A 24,263-nucleotide genomic window follows, 5' to 3' on the forward strand; every position below is an offset into this window, starting at 1 on the left:
GTCAGAATTTGTACTTCACGCTCAGCGCCAGGTTGTCGCGGTCGCTGAGCACGGGTTCGTCGCGATCATCGTTGCCGAAATAGAACGAGTACTTGGCCGCGAACTCCCAGTTGGTGAGATAGACGGCATTGAAGCCGAGCGAGGCCCACTTCTGCCCCTCGATCAGGTTGTTCTTGAGCGCAGCGGAGCCATAACCGTCGACGTCCTGGCGGAAACTCAGGGTCACATCCACATCCATGCCCGGCAGCACGGAGAAGTATTTGAGGATCGCCAGCGCCTGGTAGCCCCAGGCGTCGTCGGTGGCGATGTAGGGCGTGCCGGTCTTGTCCCCCTCGCCCACGCTGTTGTCCTGGTAGAGCAGTTCCGCGGTCAGGGCGATCTGCCGGGAGAGCCAGGGAAACGCGGTGTAGACGTCGGTCATGCCCACCACCAGCTGCCGGTAGGTGGCCCGGCTCACGTCGGCCGCGACCAGCTGCCGGCGCTCATTGAGGTACCGGGTCTGGTCGATGAAGGGCGCGTTGTCCGAGTAGGCGAAATCCGCGTACACCAGCGCTTCGCCAAGATTGGTGGCGACGCTGAACTGCCAGAACTCGATGTCCTTGAGGTAGACCTCGCGGGTGTAACTGCCATTGAGCGGATCGAAGACGATCTGGCTGCCGGGCGCGTTGGCGTGATTGTTGTTGTAGCTGAGGGTGAAGTTGGTGCCGCCCTCGGTCAGGTAGCGCAGGGCGGCTCCCCACTGGCCGCCATTGCCGGGCTTGTCCGCGCTGCGCACCTCTCCCGCGCCCGCGCTGCCGAGGAGAATACGCTGCGCGCCCGGGCCGGTGAAGTCGGAAGTACTGAGGAAACTGCCCACCCCGGGCTGGGTGGTCTTGGCCCACTTCAGCTTGTAGTAGGCCTCGGCGCTGAGACCGTCGGTGAGGTCGTATTTCAGGTCCACCGCAGGGGTAGGCAGGAAGATCTCCTTGGCCTCCACCCCCGGCGACAGCGCGACGCCGCCGTCGATGGGGTTCTGCATGGTGTTCACGCCCTGGTAAATCGTCGCCTCGCCCCAGGCGATGAGCTGGCTGCCGACCCGCAGGCTGCCCAGCCGCTCGCCGAGTTCGAACTGGTAGTTGACGAAGGCCTCCAGCAGGCGCAGGCGCTGGCCATGCTCGTCGAGGGTGCCCTTCGGGTAGTCTCCGAGTTGCACCTGCCCGCCGTTGGGTATCGCGCCGTTATAGGTCGCATAGTGCCGCGCTGACATATCGGAGTTTTTATTTTCGTAGACGTAGTCGTACAGGCCGTCGCTGCGCAGGAAGAACGACAGGTCGCCGTACACGGCACCCAGTTCCAGGATAAAGCTGCCCTTGGCGGAGACCAGCCCCGGGTCGAAGTTGTTGTTGCCGTCGTCGAGGTTGCGGTAGGGATCGAGGGGATCGTCCAGCGCCTGCTTGTCGCGGGACTCGGTGCGCCACTGCATGGCGGCGGTGAGGGAGGTATCGACGTTGAACAGCCAGTCGCCGTAGTCGTAGGACAGCGCCAGCGCCGCGCCTGGCTGTGCGGCGCAGGCAACGACGGCCAGCGCCAGTGCGATACGACTTCCGGGATTATTCATGTTCGCGCTCCCCCGACGCCGCTGGTGCGGGCTTGATCAGGAAATGGGCCAGTGCCGGCAACAGCCACAGGGCCCCGACCATGTTCCAGAGGAACATGAACGTCAAGAGGATGCCCATGTCGGCCTGGAACTTGATGGGAGAAAAGATCCACGGAACCACGCCCACGCCCAGCGCCAGCCCGGTGAACGCAACCGCCCTGCCGGTGGTGGAAAGGGCCTGGTAATAGGCCTCCTGCATCGGCAGGCCACGCCGCAGGTAGCCGGTGAGGCGGTTGTAGATGTAGATACCGTAGTCCACCCCGACACCGACACCGAGCGCCACCACGGGCAGGGTCGCCACCTTGATACCGATGCCCAGCCAGGCCATCAGCGCCTGGCACAGCGCCGAGGTCAGGCCCAGTGGGACGATAATGCAGATGGAAGCGACAATGCTGCGGAAGCTCAGGAACACCAGCGCCGCCACCACGCCGTAGACCAGCACCAGGATTTCCTTCTGGGCCAGGCCGATCTCCTGGTTGGTAGCGGCCTCGATGCCCGCGTTGCCGGCGGCCAGCTTGAAGTGGACCTGGTCGGTCCCGTATTCCCCGGCGAAGGCGTGCACCGCATCGACCACCCGCTGCAGGGTATCGGCCTTGTGGTCCTCGAGGAACAGCACCACCAGGGCCAGGCTGCAATCCCGGTTCATCAGCGCGGAGGGGACATTGGCAACGCCGCCGTCGAGGGCACGCTGGCGGCGCGACAGTGTCTGCCAGCGCGGGTTGCCCTCGTTGAGCGCCATGGCGGTGAGCCGGACCACGTCCGCCATGGACACCGCGGACTGTACGCCGGGCACGTTTTCCATGAACCAGTCGAACCGGTCGATCAGCCGGAGGTTTTCGTAGAGGCCGCAGCCCTGCACCGGCGTCTCCACCATGACCACCAGGATGTCCGTGCTCACCGCGTAGTTGCTGGTGATGAAGGCGCTATCCAGGTTGTAGCGCGAGTCCGGCCGCAATTCCGGGGCGCCCGCGTCCAGGTCGCCGACTTTCATGTTCAGGCCGCCGACGACGCCCACCGCAAAGCCCAGCGCGGCCAGCAGCAGCGAGACCAGCGCCACCTTGCGCGTCGCGCACCGCGACAGCAGCGACCACAGGGCGTTACGGCGCCCGGGATCAACCCGCATCCGGCGAATGCCCCGGTCGCCAATACCGATAAAGGACATCAGCACCGGCAACAGCAGCAGGTTGGAGCAGATGATACACGCCACGCCGATACTGGCGGCGATACCCAGTTCGCGGATGACGCCGATATCGATCACCAGCAGGGTGATAAAACCGATGCCATCGGAAATCAGCGCGGTCATGCCCGCCAGGTAGAGGCTGCGAAAGGCCAGGCGACAGCTGCGCAGCCGGTCGCTGTCGCCCTGCAACTGCAGGGCGATGCCGTTGATCATCTGGACCCCGTGGCTGACGCCGATGGCGAGCACCAGGAAGGGCACGAGGATGGAATAGGCATTGAGCCCGAAGCCGAACAGGTGCAGCAGCCCGAGTTGCCAGACCACGGCCAGGATGGAGCACAGCAGCGGGGCTGCGGTGGCGCGCAGGTCGCGGGTGTAGATGTAGAGCAGCACGCAGGTGATCGACAGCGTCACCACGGCGAACAGGAATATCGCCCCGATGCCCTCCAGCAAATCGCCGATCAGCTTGGGGAAGCCGATGATGTGGATGCTGATGTTACCGTTCTCGAACTTTTCGCGCACCCGCTGCTCCAGGTCGCGGGAAAACTCGAGATAGTTCAGCTGCTCGCCAGTGGCCGGGTCGACGTCATAGATCGGCACCTCGATGATGCTGGACTTGAAGTCGTCCGCCACCAGTCGACCGATGACGCCGGAGCGCTGCAGGTTTACCCGCAACGCCTCCAGTGACGCCGGGGAGCCGTCGTAATCCGGCGGAATCACCGAGCCCATCTCGAAGCCGTCCTCGGTGACCAGGGTCCAGCGGACGTCGGGGCTCCACAGGCTTTTCAGGCCGTTGCGGTCGACCCCCGGGATATAGAAAATCTCGTCGGCGATCTGGCCCAGGGTCGAGAGATAGGCGTCGTTGAAGATGTCGCCGTGTTTCACCGCGACCGACACTTCCAGGCTGGCGCCCGCGGCGCGCAGGTCCTGCATGTGGCTGTTCATGTTCTGGATGAACGGGTGCCCCTGGGGCAGCATCTTGGCGAAACTCGCGTCCGGCTGCAGGCGGCTGGCCTGCCAGCCGAGCAACACTGTCACGACCGCGAACAGCACCAGCAGGATCTTGCGGTGACCGAATACCAGGCGCTCGGGCACGTTGCCGTCCTGCAGTGCGGGGTACTGGAAGCCTGCTCGCGCCATCGATCGCCTACCTCTGCCCGGGTGCCGCCGCGGGCAGCGTGACACTGCCGCCCTCGCCGGTCGCCGCGAAGCGCCCCGCGCCGAGCGCAGTCACTCCGGTCAGCCTGCGCCGGTCGGGTGTGGCCAGTACGCGGAAGTGATCGCCGTCGTCATCACTGGCAATGGCGCTGCCGTTGTCACCCACGAACACCAGGGTGCCCGCGCTGCTGCAGGTGGCCCCGAACAGGCTGTCGCGAGCCGGCGTGTCGAGCGCCTCCCAGTTTTTCCCGCGATCACGCGAGCGATAGACCGTACCCTGGATGCCGTAGGCAAACACGCTCTGGCTGGCCGGATTGACCAGCACACCGAAGAAGCTGCCATCGTAGCCGGTCTCCCCCGCCTGCCAGGTCTCGCCGCTGTTGCTGGAACGAAACACCGTGCCCCACTCCGAGGCCAGGTAGAGGTTGCCTTCGCCATCACCCACCACACCGTTGAAATGCAGCTCGTCGGGGTTGTTTACCTTCCAGCTCCAGTCATCCCAGTGGCGGCCACCATTGGAGGTGCGCAGCAGGGTGCCGAATGCGCCCGCGGCCCAGCCCTGGTCCGCGCCGGAGAACCACACCGACATCAATGGCGGCGGGTAGACCGGGTCGGCCATGGCCTGGCGGGCCACTTCGAGGGCGTGCTCCGCCGCCTGCAACGGGTCGTCGCTGCTTTCACTGCCCACTTCGCCTGTGCCATCCGCCTGGCCGCGCAGAGCTGCTACCTCGCCGCGGGCGCGCGCCAGCCGCTCTTCGTTGATTTGCGCCTGCGCGCTCAGCCCCTCGCGTTGCATCTCCCAGTGCACGCCGCCATCCGCGGTCGACAGGATATTGCCGTCATGGCCGACCGCCCATCCGCGCTGGTCGTCGATGAAGAACACCCGGGTAAGCATGACCGAGGTGGGGACCCGGGACTGCACCCAGCTTTGCCCCTGGTCTTCGGAGTACAGGATGTGGCCCCGTTCACCGACCTCGACCAGGCGCGCGCCGGCCGAGGCGATATCCAGAAGCAGTGAGTGAGGCGCCCCGGGCAGCATCAGGGCGAAATCGGCAGCCCCAACTACAGTCCCGTGAGTCGCCAGCACGAACGCGCACAACAGTGCGGACGAATGGCGGCTGATGGGCCCTGTAAATCGCGACATATTCCGGTTTTCTCCCGCCAGCTATTATTGGGCAAGGTGGACTGGCGTGGTCCAAGACTCGTGATCATCCAAGATTAGACCGCGGTATTCCATGTGTCAGGTCAAGGAATGCGAAGAAACAGCGCAGGGCGGGCGAGAAAATGGCATAACTGCAATGCAAGGCGGGCCGAAGCCCCCGGTGCAATCCCCATCCCGCCCTGGCTGGCTGGCTGGGGTATTGTACAAATGGCCGGTTAGTGGGATGGTTAATCCAACAGGCAGGAATGAGGTGCGCGAGTGGACGCCAGCAGTCCCCGGAAAAAAACACCCCGCAAGCGCCCGGCGCAAGCAAAAAGCGGTGGCAGGAAGCGCATTGCCGTCGACCGCTGGGAATTCCCCAAGCCCATCGTCGCCATTTTCGACGAGCACCGCTATGCGACGCGGCTGCTCCACCTGCTCAAGGCCGAGGCGGCGAACCTCCGGGCTGGCAAGGATGCCGACTTCGAAAGCATGGAAGCGATCATGCGCTACTTCGTCGAATTTCCCGATCGCTACCATCACCCCAAGGAGGACCTCATCTTCGCCAGGATGTCCGGCCTCGGCAGCGAGATGCGCAAGACGATTGCCAGGCTCGAGCGCGACCACGCAAAGACCGGGGAGCAAAGTGCGGACCTTTACCACCGGCTCCAGGCGCAGAACCGGCCGACGCGCGGTTCGCGCGCCACGGCCCTGGCGAACAAACTGGACAGCTACGCCGACGCCCTGTTGGCCCATATGCAGCTGGAAGAGCAGAGCGTATTCCTGCCCTCGCGCAGCGCCCTCGGCGACATCGACTGGCAGGAGATCAACAAGGCCATTCCGCCGGTAGAAGATCCCCTGTTCGGTGACCGTCTCGCACAGGATTACGTGCAGCTGATGGAGCGCTACCTCAACGAATTTACCTCGGTGGCCAGCAGCGGATCCTTTTCGGCGAACGCCATCCACGCCCCCTTCGTCTGCCTGGAACGGCTCAACTACGCCGCCGCCAAACTCCGCTACCAGTGCCGCGACATGAGTAAATTTTCCGGCGAATTCGCGGCGGAACGCCTGCACCACCTGGGCGAGATCACCGCTGTGCGCACGCCGCACGATCTGCTGGACTGGATTACCGAGGGCGCGGACGCACACCTGCAGGCCTGGGTCCACGCGGCCGGCAGCTGGCGCAAGACCCTGCGCTCGATCACCGCCAAAACCCGGGTGGATGACCCCAATGCGGCATTTGGTCCCATCACCCTGCAAACCGAATCGGAACTGCATGCCTTCCGGGAGCACCCCTACCAGTCCGCCGCCAACCCCCGACTCAGCTGGCAGGCGGCGCTGACCAGCCTCGCCTTCCGGCTGGCCCTGAAGCCGATGATGCGGCGCATGAGCCACGGCGACACCAGCGCTATTCCCTCGGTCGAGCGCATGCCGGCCCCGGTGACCCTGGAAGGTACTCACAGGGAAGTGGTGGAAAACAGAAATTTTCACGCTGAATGGATCAAGCCGGACAAGCAGCGAGCGACCCGCCGCACACTGCTGCATATTCCCGGCGGCGCCTTCGTGTTTCCCGCCAGCAACGGCCACCGGGCCATGCTCGGCAGGCTGGTCCGGCAGACCCGCGCCAATGCCCTGCTGGTCCACTACCGCCTGCTGCCGGAACATCCCTTTCCCGCGGGCCTGGAGGACGCCATCGCGGCCTACCGCTTCCTGCTGGAGTCCGGCACCGCGCCCGAGGACATCACGGTTTCCGGGGACTCCGCCGGTGGCTGCCTGGCACTGGCGCTGCTGCTGGCACTGCGGGAGGAAGGCCTGCCAATGCCGGCGGCCTGCGCGCTGATCAGCCCGCTGACCGACCTGAGTTTCTCCACCGCCGCCCGGATCACCAACCAGTGGCGCGACCCGATGACCCCGCGGCGGATGATGAAAATGGCGGCCTATCCGCTGTACGTGGATGCCAGCCGGGTTCGGGAGCCGCTGGTCTCGCCGATCTTCGGCAATTTCGAGGGGCTGCCGCCCACCTTCGCCCTGGTCTCCAGTACCGAAACCCTCCTCGACGACACCCTCATCGTGGCCAGGAAGGCGCGCGCCCAGGGCGTGGATTTCGAGGTCGAGGTCTGGGAGGGGCTGCCGCACGCCTGGCCGACCTTCTCCTTCATCCCCGAAGGGCAGCAGGCGATCACGCACGTGGGTGAGTTCTTCAATCGACACCTGGGCAAGGGCTCCCGCCGCGCCAGGGCGAGCGCACGCCGGTGAAAACACTGCGCCAGCTGACCCCGAGCGAATCCCTGTTTATCGGCGGGGAGACGCCCAGCGTCTACCAGCATACCGCCGCCCTCGTGGAACTGGACGCCCGGGCCGTGCCCGGTTACAGCTTCGCCACGTTCAAGCGGCACATGCAAACGCACATCCTGCGCATACCCCAGTTCCGCTGGAAACTGCACGAGGTTCCCCTGGGGCTGGACCTGCCCTACTGGGTGGAGGACCGGGATTTCGATCCGGACTGGCATATCCGCCGCATTGCCCTGCCCTCGCCCGGCGACAAAAAGGCGCTGTCCGAGCTTGCCGCCTGGCTCTACAGCCGGCACCTGGATCGCAGCCGGCCGCTGTGGGAGATATGGTTTATCGAGGGGCTTGGCGAGGGGCGCTTCGCCTTCCTGCAGAAGGTGCACCACTGCATGATGGACGGGGAAGGTGCCAACCGCCTGACCGCAGTCATGTGGGACCTCGAACCGGACGCCGGTCCGCGCGAGATCGACCCCGCCATCGCCAACGCCGCCGCAGGGGACGTTCCAGAAGCCTGGCAGCAGTCCCTGAACACCGCCCTTCACCTGACCCGCTCCTCGTTGCGCATCACCGGGGAGATTTATGACACGTTGCGGCACCAGCTCACCACCTACAACCCCTTTACACCGCCGAAACATGCCAGGGCGGGCGCGCCGGAGACCTGCCTCAACGGTGATATCAGCGGGGACCGGGGCCTCGTCTTTGGATCGCTGCCGCTGGCCGATATCAAGGCCATCAGGCGTCGCTATGGCGTCACCGTCAACGATGTGCTGCTGGCCATCGTGGGCGGCAGCATGCGGGAGTATCTGCTGGCCCGGGGGGAGCTTCCGCAACAGGCCCTGCGGACATCGGTGGCGATATCCCTGCGCACGGCAGCGGACGACAAATTCAGCAACCGGGTCACGACGACGTCAGTGACCCTGGCGACCGACCTCGCGGACCCCCTGGAGCGCCTGCGCGCGATCTCCGGGGAGTCCCAGCGGGCCAAGGAATCGGCACACCACGGCAGCAAGAGCGTCCTCGAATACCTGCAGCTGTTTCCCCCGCTCGCTGTCAAGGCGATGATGTACCTTGCCCCGGCGGAGCAGATTGCCAGGCTGATGGGGGTCAACCTGATCGTCTCCAATATCCACGGCAGCCCTCGCCCCATGTATGTGGGTGGAGCGCGCGCCAGGGCGATCTATCCCGTTTCCATCATCAGCCCCGGTGGCGGCCTGAATGTCACCTGCATGAGCTATGCGGGACGGGTGTACTTCGGCCTCACCATCGAACCGCGGCTGGTCGCCGAACCCTGGAAGCTCATGGATGGCATCCGCAAAGCGCTCAGGGAGTACAAGGCCCTGGCGGGTGTGGGCCGGAGGCGCTCCTAGCCGGCTCCCGTCCTGCTATTTTTACCCTTTACTGCGGCTCCGCCGATCTGCATCATTGCACTTCTCAGCCCCCCGACTGCTGACGCCGAGTCATTCAAGTACTGATCAAACCCGCTCCAACGCTTTTTTATGAACAATAGATTGAACATTGCGCTGCTCATCGCCAGCGTACTTTTACTGTCAGCCTGCAGCAACCAGCGCACGGCCTACAGCGACGAACACTTCGCGAGTGACAGCCCATTCAAGAAGCGCATCCACGGGGAAGTCGGTCCCGCCTGCGAAAGCGCCCGCCGCGTGCTGCTCGGCCAGGGCTACCTGATAGAGGGCGCGAACAGCGAAGGCGTCAAGGCGCGCAAGGCGGTCAAGCGGGAAGACAACCCGAACAGCTTTATCGAGATGAACGTGGTCTGCCTGCCAGAGAGCAGCGGCAGCACGGTGTTTGCCACAGGGCTGCTCACTACCTACGCGCTCAAGAAAAGCAGCAGCTCCGCCAGTGTTGGCGTGAGCGCCATCGGTACCATCTCCTTGCCCATAGGCCAGAGCGCGGATTCCCTGGTCAAGGTTTCAGAGGACACCATTGAAGACCCCGGCTTCTACCAGCGCTTTTTTGCTGCCGTCAAACGCACCCTGAACGACATGCAGCCCGACGCACCAGAGCCCGCAGTGGCAACCGACGCCGCCACACCGGAGCCGCCCACAAACGAGGCCGAGGCTATTATCGCCACGGAGTTTTCCGCCGTGCCGGAAACGACCAGCGAAGAACCCCAGCCCGGGACCGTGCAGCCGGCCGCGGGCGCAGCGATCGTGAGAGTGGCCCCGGCCCTGCCGCCGGAAACCACACCGGACGCGGAAAACACCGCCAGCCCCGGGGCTGTCGAACCGCTCCCCCCGGAGCAGCCGCAAGCCGTCGATTCGGATCCGTTGCAGGAAGCGGTGCCAGAGGCGCTGCCGGAAGTCCTGCCCGAACCCCTGCCCGAGCCCTCGTCCGAGCCGCTGCCGGAACCCTCGCCTGAACCGTCAACGGAGACAGTATCTGTGCCTGAACCTGCACCTGAATCAGGCGCGGTAACTGGCGAGGGCGATGCCACCCCGCCAGAAACCCCTGCACAGCTGTCCCCGGATTCTCCGCATCCCTACGGTGATCCCGCCGACTGGCACTACGACGAGGAATAGCGCCAGTTCCCGCGCCCTGTGCGGATCGAAAACGATATCGCGGCGCGGTTCCCGGGGAACAGAGCCACGGGTTAAATGGCACTTTTCGGCAAATCCAGGCTTCGCTGGAGCCCCATTCGGACTACAATCCGGTAAAAACGGTGGGGGAATAAGATCGCGTGAGGGGTTTGCTCGGAACGATGCTGGTTGCGCTGGCCGTGCTGGCGCATTCCGCCACTGCGGAGCGTGGACCAGTGGTGCTCGGCGCCGACCATCCGGCGGCAGTGCCCGCCGCCGGAACAGGACCCAGGCTCAAGGTGTACAAGTACACCGACCGCACGGGCGCCACCTCATTCTCGGATCGCGCACCCAGCGGGCAGAAATACCAGGTCGTCACGGTCATGCTCGGCTGCTACGCCTGCAATCCCCGATCAACCGTGGACTGGAATACCACGCCCCTTCACCTGAGCGCCTTCAAGGATATCATCGACACCACCGCGAACGAGTTCGGGATCGACCCCGCGCTGGTGCGCGCGGTAATCCATGCCGAGTCGGCGTTTCAATCCAACGCGAAATCCAGGGCGGGCGCGCTCGGCCTGATGCAGTTGATGCCTGACACGGCCAGCGACATGGGTGTTGCCGACCCCTATTCCCCGCAGGAAAACATCCAGGGCGGCGTGCGTTACCTCGCCTGGTTACTGGAAAAAAACCACGGCGATACCACGCTCGCAACCGCTGCCTATAACGCGGGACCCGGCGCAGTGGAACGCTTCAAGGGCATACCGCCCTACGAGGAAACCGAAGTCTACGTCAAGCGGGTGAAAATCCTGCACGCGCGCTACCGTGACGCGCTCTCCAAAACGTCCTAGGCATCACCCGCGAATATTCCGTGTACAGCCCCCCCCGGACAAACTGGTCCACTGCAGCGGTGTCGCCGCAGGTTGGCTACCCGCGCCGATTTTCCCACTCGAGCGGCAGGCGATCGACCCCGAATACACCGCCGGCGTGATAGCTCACCGTCTCGCCCTCCGGGATGCGGATATTGTCGAAGCGCGACAGGAAGGTCTCGATCACGATGGCGATTTCCCGCCTCGCGAGGTGCATCCCCAGGCAGATGTGCGGCCCTGTCGCAAACGACAGGTGGCGCGCCGACCGGTCGATGTCGATTTTGTCGGGGTCCGCGTAAACACGGGGGTCGCGGGCGGCGGCAGGGATGCAGGGTATAACCAGTTCGCCGGCTTTCATTGCGATGCCGTGGAATTCGCAATCCTCCCTGACCCGCCGGGTAGGGCTGGGCACACCGAACGCCCGGATGAATTCCTCGACGGCCCCGGGGATGCTCGCGGGGTCGTTGCGCAGGCGCGCCTGCAAGCCGGGGTCACTGGCGATATGCTTCAAGGTCCAGCCGAGAACGCTGTAAATGGTATCCAGACCGGCGATGTAAAGCAGGTAGCACATGCCCAGGATCTCCTCGTCGGTGAGTCCCCGGCTGTCGTCGTAACGGGCAGTCACCATCGCTTCGAGTAGCTCGGTCGTGGGGTTCTTTTTCTGTTGCTGGATGAACTCCCCGAGATAGCCGATGGTCGATTGCATTGCCGCTATGCGTTTGCCGGGGTCTTCGGCGCGTATCAGGTCGTGCTCCCAGGCGAGGAATTCGTCCAGGCGGTCTTTCGGCAGACCCATGAGGTCGAGAAAGATATGGGCGGGCAGGATCTCGCCGAATTCACTGATGAACTCGCAGGAACCCCGGTCTTCGAATTTGGCAATCAGGTCGTCGCAGGCAGCCCGGATCGCGTCCTCGCGTTCCCTGACTTTCAGCGGGGTAAAGAAGGGATTGAGAATCCGCCGGTAGAGATGGTGTTGGGGCGGATCGAATTCCAGCGGCGTCAGCTTCAGCGTCATGCCGAGTAATTCGAGGGCCCGGTAATCGCTGGAAAACTTCTCCCAGTCGCTGAATACCTCGCGAACATACTCGTTACTGGTGACCAGCCAGCCGGGCTGGCCAAAGTGCGCGTTGGTGATCCACACGACCCCCTCGCCCCCGTGCAGCCTGCTGATCGCCTTGAACGGGTCGTCGCCTTCCATGCTGTAACGGATGAAATCGTCATCGAGAAACAGCGCTTCGGGTACGTGCGAAGGCCTGGATGCGGTGTCGGTGGTCATGGCACTCCTCCTTTTTCGGGATGGGTTTACGGGGTTCAAAAATTCAGCGGACGCACCGTAAGACGCAGCCAGATAGCCCTGCCCGGCGCGACGTTGCAGTTGAGTTCATTGACGCCGCTGGCGCCCAGGAAGTCCTGGCCGGTGACCACATTGCCGAGAATGCCGCCGTTGGCATAGTCGGTACCGACACAGTTGCCCGAGACCAACTCGTCGGTGAGGTTGTCAGCGATCAGCGCGACATCCCAGCGGCCTTGCTTGTCCCGCAGCGCCAGGCTTGCGCTGATCTTGGTATAACTGTCCTGGTACATGTCGGCACGCGCCAGCGGGTTGGTCAGGAACTTCGATGACCAGCTGACATTGGAGCCGAACATGTATTCCATCGATGCGGTGAGATCGCTGGTATATTCGAAGCCGGCATTGGCCGACCATTCGGGTGCACGCAGTAATTCCGTGCCGCTGAGATCCTGGGCGGTGTAGCCACCCAGTCCGCCGTTGACCTTGTCGTCATAGAGCTGGTCGCAGCCGGCGGCGATTGTCTGGCCACCCCAGCAGGCCGCATCTCTGAAATCGGAGTACTCCGCCTTGTTCCAGCTGAGGGCGCCATAGAGCGTCATCGCGGGCAGGAAAGCGGGAATATAGGCGGCATCGACATCGACGCCGTACACGTCCGCGCTTGCCGCGTTGACCGTATGGGTGATGAGCGTGCCCGTATTGGGATCGAAGTCCGAGCGCTCGACCTGCAGGTCCTTGAACTCGTAGTAATAGCCCGCAGCATTGAAGGAGAACCGGCCGTCGCTGAAGCGCGCCTTGATGCCGCCCTCGCCACCGGCCACCTCTTCATCATCAAAAGACGTCGAGGTGCCGTCGGCGGGTATGCCGGCAACATCGTAGGATCCGGATTTATAGGCCTGCTTCAGGGCACCGAACAGCGTGATGTCGTCGCTGGGCGTGTAGGTCAGGGTCAATTCTGGCGCCCAGTTGTCGGAGCCTATCTTGGGCTCCAGCAAATCCACCCGGCGCGGACTGCCGCCATTGACGACATCGCTCAGGTTGTTCACTTGGTGCGTCCGCTCCTCGTCGGTCCAGCGCACACCCACACCCAATTCGAGCTCAGGCAGGATATTCCAGAGCAGTTGGCCGAAAAACGACAGCGCCTCTGTGTTCACCCGGTGTTGTGCTGTCCCCAGGCTCTGCAGGGGCAGGCGCTGCGCCTGCGCTATGATCTGGTTGAACGGCAGGTCGACGAAAAAGTCGGTGGTGCCATCCTGGTAGAACGCGCCCAGCAGGTAGTTCAGGTTTCCATCGTAATCAGAGGTCAGGCGCAGTTCCTGGGTGAAATCGTCGCGCTCCAGGTGGCTGAACGCCGAGAAAGCCGGACCAAACTGGGTGGTCGTCGTACCGTTGATCATGGCCTCGATATCGATATCGTAATAGCCCGTGACCGAGGTTATGACCAGTGCATCGCTGATCGAGTAGTTGAGTTCCAGCGTCGAGAACTGCTGGTCGGCCTCGGTGTAGGGTTGCCCGCCGTTTTTCACATTGGGATAAACTTCGGGTTTGAGTGAGGCCACGTTGACCTTGTCGTCGATCTTGCAGTCTTCCGATCCGCCGATGAAGTCGAGAAAGAGTCCGCCTGTTCCCTCCGGGCAGGATGCCATTTGCCCGACCCCTCCCGACCCCGGCGACTCGTCGCTGGCGTAGTTCAGTTTCAGTCGCGCGCTCAGTATGTCTGTGGGTTCCCAGACCACCGTGCCCCTCACCAGCCAGTACTCATGGCTGTCATAGTCCCTGCTGTCCGGCGCCCTCGCCCCGAGGCTGCCGTCGCCGAGGCTGGCTGCCAGGGGGTCGAATCCGGGCACTGCGGTGTTTTCGAAATAGCCGTCGCCATCGGCGTAGCGCGCGGCGAGCCTTACACCCAGCGTGTCGGTGAGCGGACCCGAGAGAATCATTTCCGTGAGCACTTCCTCGGATTCGTATTCATAGCCCCCGAGCAGGGAGATCTCCGCTTCGCTTCCCGGGTCCGCGGTGGTCACCGCGATCACGCCCGCGGGGCTCGCCTTGCCGAAGAACAGGGCCTGGGGACCCTTGAGCACTTCGAGTTGCGCGATGTCGAACATCGCCATGCGGTAGGCGAAACCCTGGGTCATCTGCATCCCGTCCACGTTCAGGGCCACGGACTGGTCCACAGCGGGATTCAGCGTCGAGGTGCCGATACCGCGCAAGGTCACTTGGGTGCCACTGGCGAGGACCTGGTTCCCGACGTTGAGACCGGGTACCTGCTCGGATACGGAATTGAGATCTTCCAGTGCATAGTTGCGGATTTGCTCGCCTGAAAGTGTGGTGGCTACCACCGGCACCTTCATGATCGATTCCTCCCGCTTGCGGGCAGTGACGATGACCTCTTCCAGTTGCGCCTGGGCGAGCGAGGGGAGCGGCTGGGTCATTGCTGCTGCGGCCACAGCGGCCGGCAGGTAGCGCAGTGCGTGGTATCCGGACATATTATTCACCATTTATAGTAATTCTCGGTGCTGCGACATGCAGGTTGCCGCATTTCGGGGCATGTTCCAGTGCTTGAGTTCACGCGCCAGTCTGTGGTGCTTCAGGCCACGAGAGCAGCTGAATCGGTCTCTGGAGTCGGCCTCCGACATAAGGTAAACTACACCGTACCGTTTATAAACGTCAAGCCAGGATTCCTGGCGCGGCTGCCTGGGCCGGGGTATTTGCGCTCTGCAGCGGCGAAAACCATAATGGCGGACCCGGGAAACCGCCAGCCATCCGGGCACAGGGAGACGCCAAGCAGTATGAAATCCACCCAGTCCTCCGCCAGGGAGCAACGGCGACGAGGAAAAATTCAGCAGATAGTCGATGCTGCTGCCGAGGTATTTTTCGAGGTGGGCTTCACCGCCGCCAGCATCGATAGCATTGTTGAAGCCGCCGGTGTGTCAAAGCGGACGATCTACAACTATTTCAGCAGCAAGGAAGAGATATTCATCGAGGTGATACGGCGCCAGCTCGACCATATCTATCAGGATTTCGAGCCCGGTCACCTCGATCAGCTGCCGCTCAAACTGCAGTTACAACACATTGGCAGGCATGTCCTGGAAATTACCAATGCTCCCGAAACGCTGGCCCTGTTCCGTAACATGGCCGCGGAATCCCGCCGCTTTCCGAAGCTGGCACGGCACTACCTCGAAGAAAGCAACGAGAAAGTCATCGAGGGCATCATGGCTGTTCTCGGAAGGGCGAACGGTCAGTCGGAATTGGCTATCGACGACATGCACGAGGCGGCGGAACATTTTCTGGATTTGCTCGTCGGCTCGGATTTCCACCGCGTCATCTTCGGCACACGGCCGCCGATGAGCACACGGATGATCAACAAAAAGACCGATAAAGCCATCGGTTACTTTTTCCGCGTGTACCAGCGGCGGAGCTGATTTCCGCTCCCGCCGGTCGAATGTTCCCGACCCCGCCCTGTGCTAGAATTCCGGTAACCTCTGCAGGAAAAAAACAGTAAGTTTCGCAACCAGGAGTTCACCCATTTGAAGGAGCGGCGTCACTGATCGCTGTCTCGAAAGGAATGCGCCAGACAACCGTCGGAAAAAGCTTGTTTCTCCTGATACCCTGCTGGTTTCTGGCATTGGTGGTATCTACCGCCTTGGCACAGGAGACCGTCAGCGTTGAAGACGGCAAAGTTTCCCTGCTGCAAGCCATCCTTGCCAACACGACCTGGCCCGATGAGCGGCAAATTGACCCTTTCGTCATCGGCCTGTACGGACGTGACAGGGCCCTCCTGATTGCACTCAGGAAGAAGGCACCGCAACTGTCGGTGCGCGGCAAACCTGTGGTCGTCATCCAGTACGATTCAGTGAAAAATGCCAGGGCGGCCCACGTCCTGGTGCTGTCCAAATCGAAAAGTGCCGACCTGGTTGACATCGATCGCGAGTTACACCAAAGCAACACCCTGATTGTTACCGATAGCAGTGACGATCAAAGCCATATCATGGTGAATTTCACGCACCCGACCGACCAACGGCTGTCCTTCGAAATCAACCGCAGCAATATCGTGTATGCGGGCTTGCAACTGTCGAAGGATATTTTACTTTTTGGCGGTACCGAACTCGATGCCGCCACGATATACCGCGAGACCGAGGCGGAACTGGTCCGGGCGAAGGCGATCGCCACCCAGCAACTGCAGCAACTGGAAGCCCAGAAACAGTTATTGGCGAAACAGGAAAGTACCATCGAGGCGCAACGGCGGGAGATGTCGGCGAACTCGGCGGAACTGACCCGGCTGGAACAGCAACTCACCGGCGTCCAGTCGACGCTCCAGGAGAATACGCAAAGGCTGAGGGAAAGTGAAAGCAGGCTGGGGGAGAATGCAACCGCACTGGCGGAGAAAGAGCGTATTCTCGCGGAAAAAGAGGCCCATATAGAAAGCTATTCGGCAAGAATCAACCAGAACCTGCAGCGGCTGGAGGAGCAGCAGGCGGAGATCGAAAGCCAGGAGCGCCGGATAGCGGAGCAGAGCACGGTGCTGGCAAAGCAGGTCAGCACTATCGAACACCAGCAGTTGATCCTGAGCGCGGCTATCGCTGCCCTGTTGCTGGTGCTGACGCTGATCGTCATCATATTTCGCGGCTACCGCAGCAAACACCGCATGGCCCGGAAACTGGAGGGCAAGACCCGGGAACTGGAGGTGCTCAACGAGCGACTGCAGCAGGTAACCGAGGCCAAGAGCCGCTTTCTCTCCACCATGAGCCACGAGATACGCACGCCGATGAACGGCGTGATAGGCATGGCTGAACTGCTGGAGGGCACCGACCTGACCGGCCAGCAAAGAGAATATGTGTCGTTGATTATCAAGTCGGCAGATACGCTGCTGGGCCTGATCAACAATATCCTGGACTTCTCCAAGATCGAAGCGGGCGGGCTCGAACTCGAGGCCATCCCCTTTAACGTGCGGGACATACTCGGCGACACCCTGCAGAGCATGGGGCTGCGTGCCGCCGAGAAAGGCCTGGAACTCACCTTCCATATCCCTCCCGAGGTCCCCGAGCACCTGATCGGCGATCCGCTGCGACTGCGGCAGATCATCGTGAACCTGGTGGGCAACGCGATAAAATTCACCGAATCCGGGGAGGTGGCGGTCGACCTGCAACTGGAATCGCACGACGCAGTCACGGCGCGAGTGGTGTTCGAGGTTCGCGATACCGGCCTGGGCATTTCCGCACAGCAACAACAGAAAATTTTTGAAGCGTTTGGCCAGGCCGACTCATCGACAACCCGCCAATACGGCGGTACCGGACTCGGCCTCGCGATTGCCGCCCAGCTGGCGGAGAAGATGGGCAGCAAAATGGAGGTGACCAGCGATATCGGGCTGGGCAGCACATTTTCATTCACAGTCGACTTCCAGCTGCCCCAGGGGCCGGTGGCCGAGCGCCTGCACCCGTCCAGCCTGCGCGCCAAGCGCGCCCTGGTGGTCGATGACAACAGTACCAATCGCGCTATCCTGCAGGAACTCCTGTCGAACTGGGGGATGCTGGTGAGTGTCGTCGATAGCGGCGAGGCCGCGCTCGCGGAACTTGCTCGCGCCGAGCGCGACGGGCACAAGTTCGTCATTGGTTTACTGGACGTCATGATGCCGCACATGGACGGCTTCGAACTGGCCGGGAAGATCCGCGAGCAAGCCGGGCAGGCAGATATGCGAATTCTCATGTTGACCTCGGCTGGCCGATCGAACCAGGAGGCACTGCGCGCCAGACTCGACATTTCCCGCATCCTGCTCAAGCCGGTAAAACACTCCGACCTGCTGGTGGCAATCACGGACGCCCTGGGTGTCACCAGGGCGGCACCCAGGACGCAAGTGCCCGGCGGGCGCCCGGAGGGACTTGTCGCTCGCCGGGTGTTGTTGGTGGAGGATAATCCGGTCAACCAGAAAGTGGCGCGGGACCTGCTGACCCGACGGGGGCATATCGTCGAACTGGCGCAAAATGGCCGGGAGGCGGTAGCGGCCCTCAGTCAGGGCGCGTTCGACGTGGTCTTGATGGACGTACACATGCCGGTAATGGATGGGCTCACAGCAACACGCACGATTCGCGAGCGCGAGCGCGGCACGGAGGCGCACGTACCGATCATTGCCATGACCGCGGGTGCGACCACCGAGGACCGGGAGCAGTGTTTCGCCGCCGGCATGGATGACTTCGTGACCAAGCCGTTTCGCGCCGTCGAATTGAACCGTGCAGTCGAGTCGGTTTTACCAGGACGCCAGGGGGCTGAATCCGCGGCGGCGGCGCATCAGGCGGAACGCGAATTACCCGGTGCGGGGGCTGGCGCTGCGGTATCTGGCGCCGCCGCGCTGGCGCTACCCGCCACCGGGAGGGACGCCAGCCGGGAGGGCGCAGCCTGCCTGGACTGGCAGGGCGCGCTGGAGAAGCTGGAGGGCGACGAGGCCCTGTTACTGGAACTGGCGGAAATGTTCCTGGACCAGTGTCCCGCCCTGCTGGCGACTATCGAGGAGGCAATTGCAGGGGAGGCGGCGGAAGCGCTGCGCCTGTCGGCGCATACCCTCAAGGGTTCCGCACAGGTCATCGGCGGGCGCGCCACAGGCGCCGCCGCCCTGGTACTGGAGAATCTGGGCCGGGAGAACAAGCTTGGCGCGGCCCCCGCCGCTCTTGACGAGCTGAAAGAAAGACTGGCCGAGCTGGAACAGGCGCTGGCGTCCATGCGCGACCGGGCGCCGGTGACTGACGGTGACTGAGGGTTTCTACTCCTTGCGTTCCAGATCCGCTCGCAGGGAATTGACCACCCCCTGAAATACCTCGCGATTTTGCGGGCTCAGCGAAGCCAGCGTCTCATGTGCGCTGAGGATGCGCGCGCCCTGCCCCGCCGGGTCGCTGTTCACCGGCCGCAGCGGAACCATGTTATCCGGGAGGGGGACGGCAGCAGGGTTTGCATGCTTCAGGACCTCGTCCATGCTCAGCTCCTCAAAGCTCTCCCGGATATTATCGGGCAGTCGCTGCAGGGAAACGGCGTCCGGTTGCGACATCACGATCTCGTGCAGGGTGCCGAGGCAGGTGCTGTCCAGGTAGGAGCATTCTCCCAGGTCAATCGTCAGCTGGTCACAGTGCGCAAGCAGCTCGCTGGCGGTCTCGAGGAAGGCCTGGCCGCAGGTCCAGGTGGCCGCCCCGGCAATACTGATAAAGGCGTGATTGTCCCGCACGGCCTGCCGCAGTTCGGGATGGGTGGAAGGTGCCTGGACTGCCTGGCGCTCTTCGCGGGCAGGGGTGTCGTCGAACCGGCTGGCGCCCTGCCCTCGCTCGACAAGGATGACGGTAATGTCGTCACGCTCCCCGGCGGCGTCCCGGGTGGCCGCCCTGTACAGGTTGCCGGGCACATCGGCCCGGTCGACCCCTGAACACAGCGTGCCGGCCAGGTCGTCACACGAGAAGGTCTCCCCCGCCCCCAGAACCCCATCGGTGTACATGAGCAGCCGATCACCGGCTTCCAGTTGGCAGGCCCGCTCGGTGTAGCTGGCGTCGGCGTCCAGGCCCAGCGCCGGGCCGGTGCGTTCGAGCAACTGGACCTCGCCGCCCGGCGTGCTGCGGATGCAGGGCGTATGCCCGGCCGAAGCCATCCGCAGCTCGCCAGTGTGCCGATTCACCATGACGTAGGCGGCGGTGATAAAGGTGCCGGGCGCCGACACGGTCGCGATCAGCCTGCGGTTGAGGTTTTCCAGGACCTGGTTTGGCATCAGCAGGTTGGCGTCCCGGTCGAAGAAGCTCAGGCGCAGCTTGAACAGCACCGATAGCATGGCCGCGGCAACACCGTGCCCGGAGGCGTCGGCAATCACCAGCCCCAGGTAATCGCGATTGAGTACGATGACATCGTAAAAGTCCCCGCCAACGCTGCTGCCAGAGCGGTACAGGGTCTGCATGCACCAGCCGTCGATTGCCGGTGGTTCCTGTGGTAACAGCGCGCGCTGGATAATTTCGGCCCGGTCGAGGTCCGCCTGGATTATCCCCGCCTGCTCCTCGAGCATGCCGCAGGCCTTCTCCAGTTGATCAACTTTTTCGGCAAGCTGCGCGTTGCGCTGCTCGAGCGCGTCGTACAGCCGCTTGCGTTCACGGACCAGCTCGATCTGGTCCAGGGCATTGCGCACCGCGACCCGCACACGCTGCACTTCCGGCGGCTTTGCCAGATAGTCGAAAGCGCCGAGTTGCAGCGCATCCACGGCGGCGTCGAAGGTCTCCAGCCCGGACAACACTATCCACAGCGGCCCCGGACAGTGCTGTTGGGCCCACTTCATGAGCTCGAGGCCGCTCATCTGGGGCATGAGCACGTCGGTAACCACCACATCGACGTGCTTCTCCAGCAGCACTGCCTGCGCCGCCGCTCCGTCCGCCACCTCAATCACCTCGGCTGGATCGAGCCTGGCAAGCCCCCTGGCAACGATCTTGCGCACCATCGGGTCGTCGTCCACCACCAGCAAGGTCGCGCCGTTGGTGCGGTGTTGGTTGGCCGCGATGGTTTCGCCGGCACTATCGGAAGGCTTATTGGTCATCGCTGGAAGTATAGCGTCCACAGGCCTCGCGCACCCGTGTTTACGCCATCCGGCCGGTACGCGAGCAAGCGCCCTGTACCCGGACAGCGCCGCGCTGCGCGGTCTACCGCAAGCCGGCGGTAGTGACCAGGAGGCGGGAACGGTGCCGGGAGGCCTGCACGGCGGGTGACATACCGGCGCCGGCCGTCCGCGCTTTGCTCAATGGACGTGCCGGTAGTATTCGGCGGTGTCCGCGGCGCTGCTGATGGTGGCATAGTCCGCCTTTGCCATCAGCGACATGAAGTCACCGTGCCCCAGGTGGATCAGGTGGCGGTGGTCGCCAGCCTCCAGATAGACCTCTTCAGCGTGGCGCAGGCTGTTATCCCACACCACTTTCATACCGTAGGCCTGGCCCAGAGCCGGGACCGCACCGGGTTCGCAGTCGGGAAACAGCCCGGCCAGTTCCTCTTCGCTCACCAGCTGGTAGTGGCCCCCGTAATCCCGTTCCACCCAGTTGAGTATCAGCTGGTTGCACGCGGGAAGGATGCACATGATCACCTGGTCCTGGCTGCGGATCACCACGCCCTTGGCCAGTTGAGCCGGCGTCACATGCGCCGCGTGGGCGGTCTGCAACGAGGTGCTCGAGTGGGGGTGCGCCACCACGTCAAAGGGGATGTGCTGCGTATTCAGGTAGTTTTCAACGACGGGAGAGAGACTCATCAACTTGCCTCCTCTACTGGATGGACCCTTCAAGTATAGTCCCCGGCGCACGCAGTAATTAATGAGAAACCCTTCTAAGGAGGCGGGTGAATCCATCGCCCGCGCTCTATGCCAAACGGGAGCGCTACCACTCACAGCGCGCGTTCAGGAAGCGGCAGCGGTGGACACTGGTAGCGGGGGTTGCCCCGGTGCCTAGCCGCTGCCCTACCGGGCGCGAGTTCCCGCTAACCGGGAGGCGGCCGTCCCTGTTGGCGCTGCGTTACTCCAGCATGCGCAGGATCTGGTCCTTCAACTGCACCCGGCGCAGTTTCATCTGTTCGAAGTTCTGGTCCGACGTGGGGATATTGCGCATTTCCAGGCCCCGGACACTGTGATCCAGCTTGTGGTATTCACTGGCGAGGCTGGCGAAGGCTGGGTCCTCCTGCTTGAGCTGCCGGATACGTTCGGCATGTTGCGGAAAATCGGTGTAGAGGCTGTGATTGAAATCGGACATGGATTGGCACTCCGTGGATTCATCGGGCATACGCCCGCGGCGGGGCGCACCCCGCCGCTGCCCGGGCCCGTTCGCGGGCCCTGGTAACAGTGTAGCCAATGGCCCCGCCCCCCTGCGTGCCCGGATGGTCGATCGGTAAATGGTTTTTTCGTCTAGGCATGAGTGCTGATATTCCCCATCGTTCTTTGACCCCAGTGCCGCTCCTCCGGCTGATGTCCTAAGCTGATAGGGATTCCCTCCCGCCAAGGGGGTTCGACCCATGGACACGCGACATTTCGCGCCCGACAGGATTCGCAACATCGGTGTCATCGCCCATATCGACGCCGGCAAGACGACCACCACCGAGCGCATGCTGTTCTACAGCGGCTTTGCCCACAAGCTTGGCTCGGTGGACGACGGCACCACCATCACCGACTGGATGGACCAGGAGCGGGAGCGCGGTATTACCATCGTCTCCGCCGCAATCACCACGCAGTGGCGCGATCACCAGGTCAATATCATCGACACCCCCGGGCACATCGACTTTACCGCGGAAGTGCAGCGCGCCTTGCGGGTCCTGGACGGCGGGGTCGTGGTGTTCGACGGTGTTCACGGCGTCGAGTCGCAGAGCGAAACCGTGTGGCGCCAGGCCGATCGCTACGGCGTACCGCGGGTCTGTTTTATCAACAAGATGGATCGGGTGGGAGCGGATTTCGACCATGCCCTGGCCAGCATTCGCCAGCGCCTGCACGTCGAGCCGGTGCCGGTGAACATCCCCGTGGGCCGGGAACACGATTTCACCGGCGTCATCGACCTGCTGGGCATGGAGCTGGTCAAGTGGCCCGACGCCCTCGGCGCCGATCCCGAGCGAGGCCCCCTGCCAGACGCGCTGGTTGAACAGGCGGAGACCGCGAGGCGGCAGCTGTACGAGGCGATCTGCGATACCGACGACACGCTGCTGGAACGCTACCTCGGCGACCAGGTGATTGAGCAGCCCGAATGGCGGGCGGCCCTGCGCCGGGCCACCCTGGACAATCGCCTCTACCCCGTGCTCTGCGGTGCCGCCCTGCGTAATATCGGCATCCAGCCCCTGCTCGACGCGGTGGTGGATTACCTGCCCGCGCCCCCGGAGCGGCGGGAAATCGTCGGCTACGACCCCCGCACAGGCGCCGAGGAACAATGGCCACTGAGTGCGGGAGAACCCCTGGGCGCCCTGGTGTTCAAGACCGTCACCGACCCCTACGCCGGGCAGATGGCTTATGTCCGCGTCTATTCCGGAAAACTCCGCAGCGGTGACCAGGTATTCAATCCGCGCACGGCCAAAAAGCTGCGCATCGGGCGCCTGGTGCGGGTGTTCGCCGACCAGCGCGAGGATATCGACTGCGTACCCGCGGGTGAAATCGATGCGGTGGTAGGGCTCAAGGAGGTGCACACCGGCGACACCCTGTGCGCCATCGACCATCCCCTGGTGCTGGAAGCCATCCAGTTTCCCGACCCGGTCATCAACATCGCCATCGAGCCGCTGGCGGTCCGCGACCGGGACGAACTGGATCGCGCCCTGCAGGCCTTGATGGAGGAGGACCCCACCTTCCACGTGCACGTGGACGAGGACAGCGGCCAGACCATCCTGTCGGGCATGGGCGAACTGCACCTCGAGATCCTGATCGACCGGATCGAGCGCGAGCACAAGGTCCGCTTGCGCAGTGGCCCTCCGCTGGTTACCTACAAGGAGACGGTAAGCCGGCCGGTGAATCGGGTTGAGGGCCGCTATGTCCACCAGAGCGGCGGCCACGGCCAGTACGGCCACGTGGTGATCAACCTGCGCCCCGGCGCAACCGGTTCAGGCGTGGTGTTCTCCGACCGGATAAAGGGTGGTGTCATCCCCGCCGCCTTTATCCCGGCAGTGGAAAAGGGGGTGCGCGAAGGCGCCAGTACCGGCCTGATGCAGGGCCAGGAGCTGACCGATCTCGAAGTGGAACTGGTGGACGGCAGTACCCACCCGGTCGACTCCAGCGAGCTGGCCTTCAGGAATGCGGGCTTCCAGGCACTGCGCAAGGCGGCCGAAGCGGCCGGTCCGCTGCTGCTCGAGCCGGTTTGCCGGATTGAGGTGGTCACCCCCGAGGAATACCTGGGCGATGTACTGGGCCAGCTCAACGCGCGCCGCTGCGATGTGCTCGGCACCGAGCAGCGGGCGGACGGTACCCACGATATCCAGGGCATGGTGCCGTTGTCGGAAATGTTCGGCTATGCCACCGACCTGCGCTCCGCCACCCAGGGCCGGGCGCTGTTTACCCTGGAGTTCGATCACTACAGCCCGGTGCCGGAGCGGCTGGTGGGAAAGCTCCGGCGGGCCTAGTCGCCCTGTTCAATTCCGGGTGAAAATGAGCGGGTTTACGGTGCCTGTAAATCGGGTGCACCGGCCCATGCTCCATTTTACCTCCGGGGAAAC

Annotated in this window: 15 protein-coding genes; 7 read left to right on the top strand and 8 right to left on the bottom strand. The window is 63.4% G+C overall.

Annotation, left to right across the window (positions count from 1 at the left end; all coding sequences use genetic code 11):
* Position 1 precedes the first annotated feature (1 nt).
* Genes ACNKU3_RS08415 through ACNKU3_RS08425 form a run of 3 tightly spaced genes read right to left on the bottom strand, consistent with a single transcriptional unit; the run spans position 2 to position 5,115 of the window.
* The gene (locus ACNKU3_RS08415; RefSeq protein WP_418258968.1) at positions 2-1,597 is read right to left on the bottom strand and encodes a DUF1302 domain-containing protein; all 1,596 of its coding nucleotides are present in this window, start codon (positions 1,595-1,597) and stop codon (positions 2-4) included.
* The gene (locus ACNKU3_RS08420) at positions 1,590-3,953 is read right to left on the bottom strand and encodes an efflux RND transporter permease subunit (RefSeq protein WP_418258969.1); all 2,364 of its coding nucleotides are present in this window, start codon (positions 3,951-3,953) and stop codon (positions 1,590-1,592) included. Before ACNKU3_RS08420 ends, ACNKU3_RS08415 begins: the two co-directional genes overlap by 8 nt.
* Before the next feature lie 7 nt (positions 3,954-3,960).
* Positions 3,961-5,115 carry a YCF48-related protein gene (locus ACNKU3_RS08425; protein ID WP_418258970.1) on the bottom strand — a complete coding sequence of 385 codons (1,155 nt, stop codon included), beginning with the start codon at positions 5,113-5,115 and terminating at the stop codon, positions 3,961-3,963.
* Between the two features lie 276 nt (positions 5,116-5,391).
* Here ACNKU3_RS08425 and ACNKU3_RS08430 point away from each other — a divergent pair, with 276 nt between their 5' ends.
* The 4 genes from ACNKU3_RS08430 (at position 5,392) to ACNKU3_RS08445 (ending at position 10,789) form a co-directional block, all read left to right on the top strand.
* A complete protein-coding gene (locus ACNKU3_RS08430; protein ID WP_418258971.1) occupies positions 5,392-7,368 on the top strand; it encodes an alpha/beta hydrolase fold domain-containing protein in 1,977 nt (658 codons plus the stop codon).
* Positions 7,365-8,768: a WS/DGAT/MGAT family O-acyltransferase gene (locus tag ACNKU3_RS08435; protein ID WP_418258972.1), complete on the top strand. Its 1,404-nt coding sequence runs from the start codon at positions 7,365-7,367 to the stop codon at positions 8,766-8,768. The genes ACNKU3_RS08430 and ACNKU3_RS08435 overlap by 4 nt, the downstream gene beginning before the upstream one ends.
* A gap of 129 nt (positions 8,769-8,897) precedes the next feature.
* On the top strand, positions 8,898-9,941 hold the full coding sequence (locus tag ACNKU3_RS08440; protein ID WP_418258973.1) for a DUF2242 domain-containing protein: 1,044 nt from the start codon (positions 8,898-8,900) through the stop codon (positions 9,939-9,941).
* A gap of 158 nt (positions 9,942-10,099) precedes the next feature.
* The gene (locus ACNKU3_RS08445) at positions 10,100-10,789 is read left to right on the top strand and encodes a lytic transglycosylase domain-containing protein (RefSeq protein ID WP_418258974.1); all 690 of its coding nucleotides are present in this window, start codon (positions 10,100-10,102) and stop codon (positions 10,787-10,789) included.
* A gap of 76 nt (positions 10,790-10,865) precedes the next feature.
* On the opposite strand, the gene ACNKU3_RS08450 is transcribed toward ACNKU3_RS08445, so the two are convergent.
* Together ACNKU3_RS08450 and ACNKU3_RS08455 are read right to left on the bottom strand one after the other, a co-directional pair.
* Positions 10,866-12,083 carry a cytochrome P450 gene (locus tag ACNKU3_RS08450; RefSeq protein WP_418258975.1) on the bottom strand — a complete coding sequence of 406 codons (1,218 nt, stop codon included), beginning with the start codon at positions 12,081-12,083 and terminating at the stop codon, positions 10,866-10,868.
* A gap of 35 nt (positions 12,084-12,118) precedes the next feature.
* Entirely contained in the window at positions 12,119-14,581 is a 2,463-nt protein-coding gene (locus ACNKU3_RS08455) for a TonB-dependent receptor (RefSeq protein WP_418258976.1), read from the bottom strand.
* Positions 14,582-14,884: 303 nt separating this feature from the next.
* Here ACNKU3_RS08455 and ACNKU3_RS08460 point away from each other — a divergent pair, with 303 nt between their 5' ends.
* Both ACNKU3_RS08460 and ACNKU3_RS08465 read left to right on the top strand, forming a co-directional pair.
* Complete coding sequence (locus ACNKU3_RS08460; RefSeq protein ID WP_418258977.1) at positions 14,885-15,517, top strand: TetR/AcrR family transcriptional regulator; 633 nt, start codon at positions 14,885-14,887, stop codon at positions 15,515-15,517.
* Between the two features lie 221 nt (positions 15,518-15,738).
* A complete protein-coding gene (locus ACNKU3_RS08465) occupies positions 15,739-18,840 on the top strand; it encodes a YfiR/HmsC family protein (RefSeq protein ID WP_418258978.1) in 3,102 nt (1,033 codons plus the stop codon).
* A gap of 6 nt (positions 18,841-18,846) precedes the next feature.
* Here the strand turns inward: ACNKU3_RS08465 and ACNKU3_RS08470 are convergent, their stop codons facing one another.
* The 3 genes from ACNKU3_RS08470 to ACNKU3_RS08480 form a co-directional block, all read right to left on the bottom strand.
* Positions 18,847-20,643 carry a SpoIIE family protein phosphatase gene (locus ACNKU3_RS08470; RefSeq protein WP_418258979.1) on the bottom strand — a complete coding sequence of 599 codons (1,797 nt, stop codon included), beginning with the start codon at positions 20,641-20,643 and terminating at the stop codon, positions 18,847-18,849.
* A 198-nt stretch (positions 20,644-20,841) separates the two neighbouring features.
* Positions 20,842-21,342: an aminoacyl-tRNA deacylase gene (locus ACNKU3_RS08475; protein ID WP_418258980.1), complete on the bottom strand. Its 501-nt coding sequence runs from the start codon at positions 21,340-21,342 to the stop codon at positions 20,842-20,844.
* 259 nt (positions 21,343-21,601) lie between these two features.
* Entirely contained in the window at positions 21,602-21,835 is a 234-nt protein-coding gene (locus tag ACNKU3_RS08480; protein WP_418258981.1) for a YdcH family protein, read from the bottom strand.
* A gap of 259 nt (positions 21,836-22,094) precedes the next feature.
* On the opposite strand from ACNKU3_RS08480, the gene fusA reads away from it, so the two are divergent.
* Positions 22,095-24,170, top strand: a complete 2,076-nt coding sequence (gene fusA / locus ACNKU3_RS08485) for an elongation factor G (RefSeq protein ID WP_418258982.1) — start codon at positions 22,095-22,097, stop codon at positions 24,168-24,170.
* The last annotated feature ends 93 nt before the right edge of the window (positions 24,171-24,263 follow it).

Source organism: Haliea sp. E17, assembly GCF_048323675.1.
Classification (GTDB): Bacteria; Pseudomonadota; Gammaproteobacteria; order Pseudomonadales; family Halieaceae; genus Mangrovimicrobium.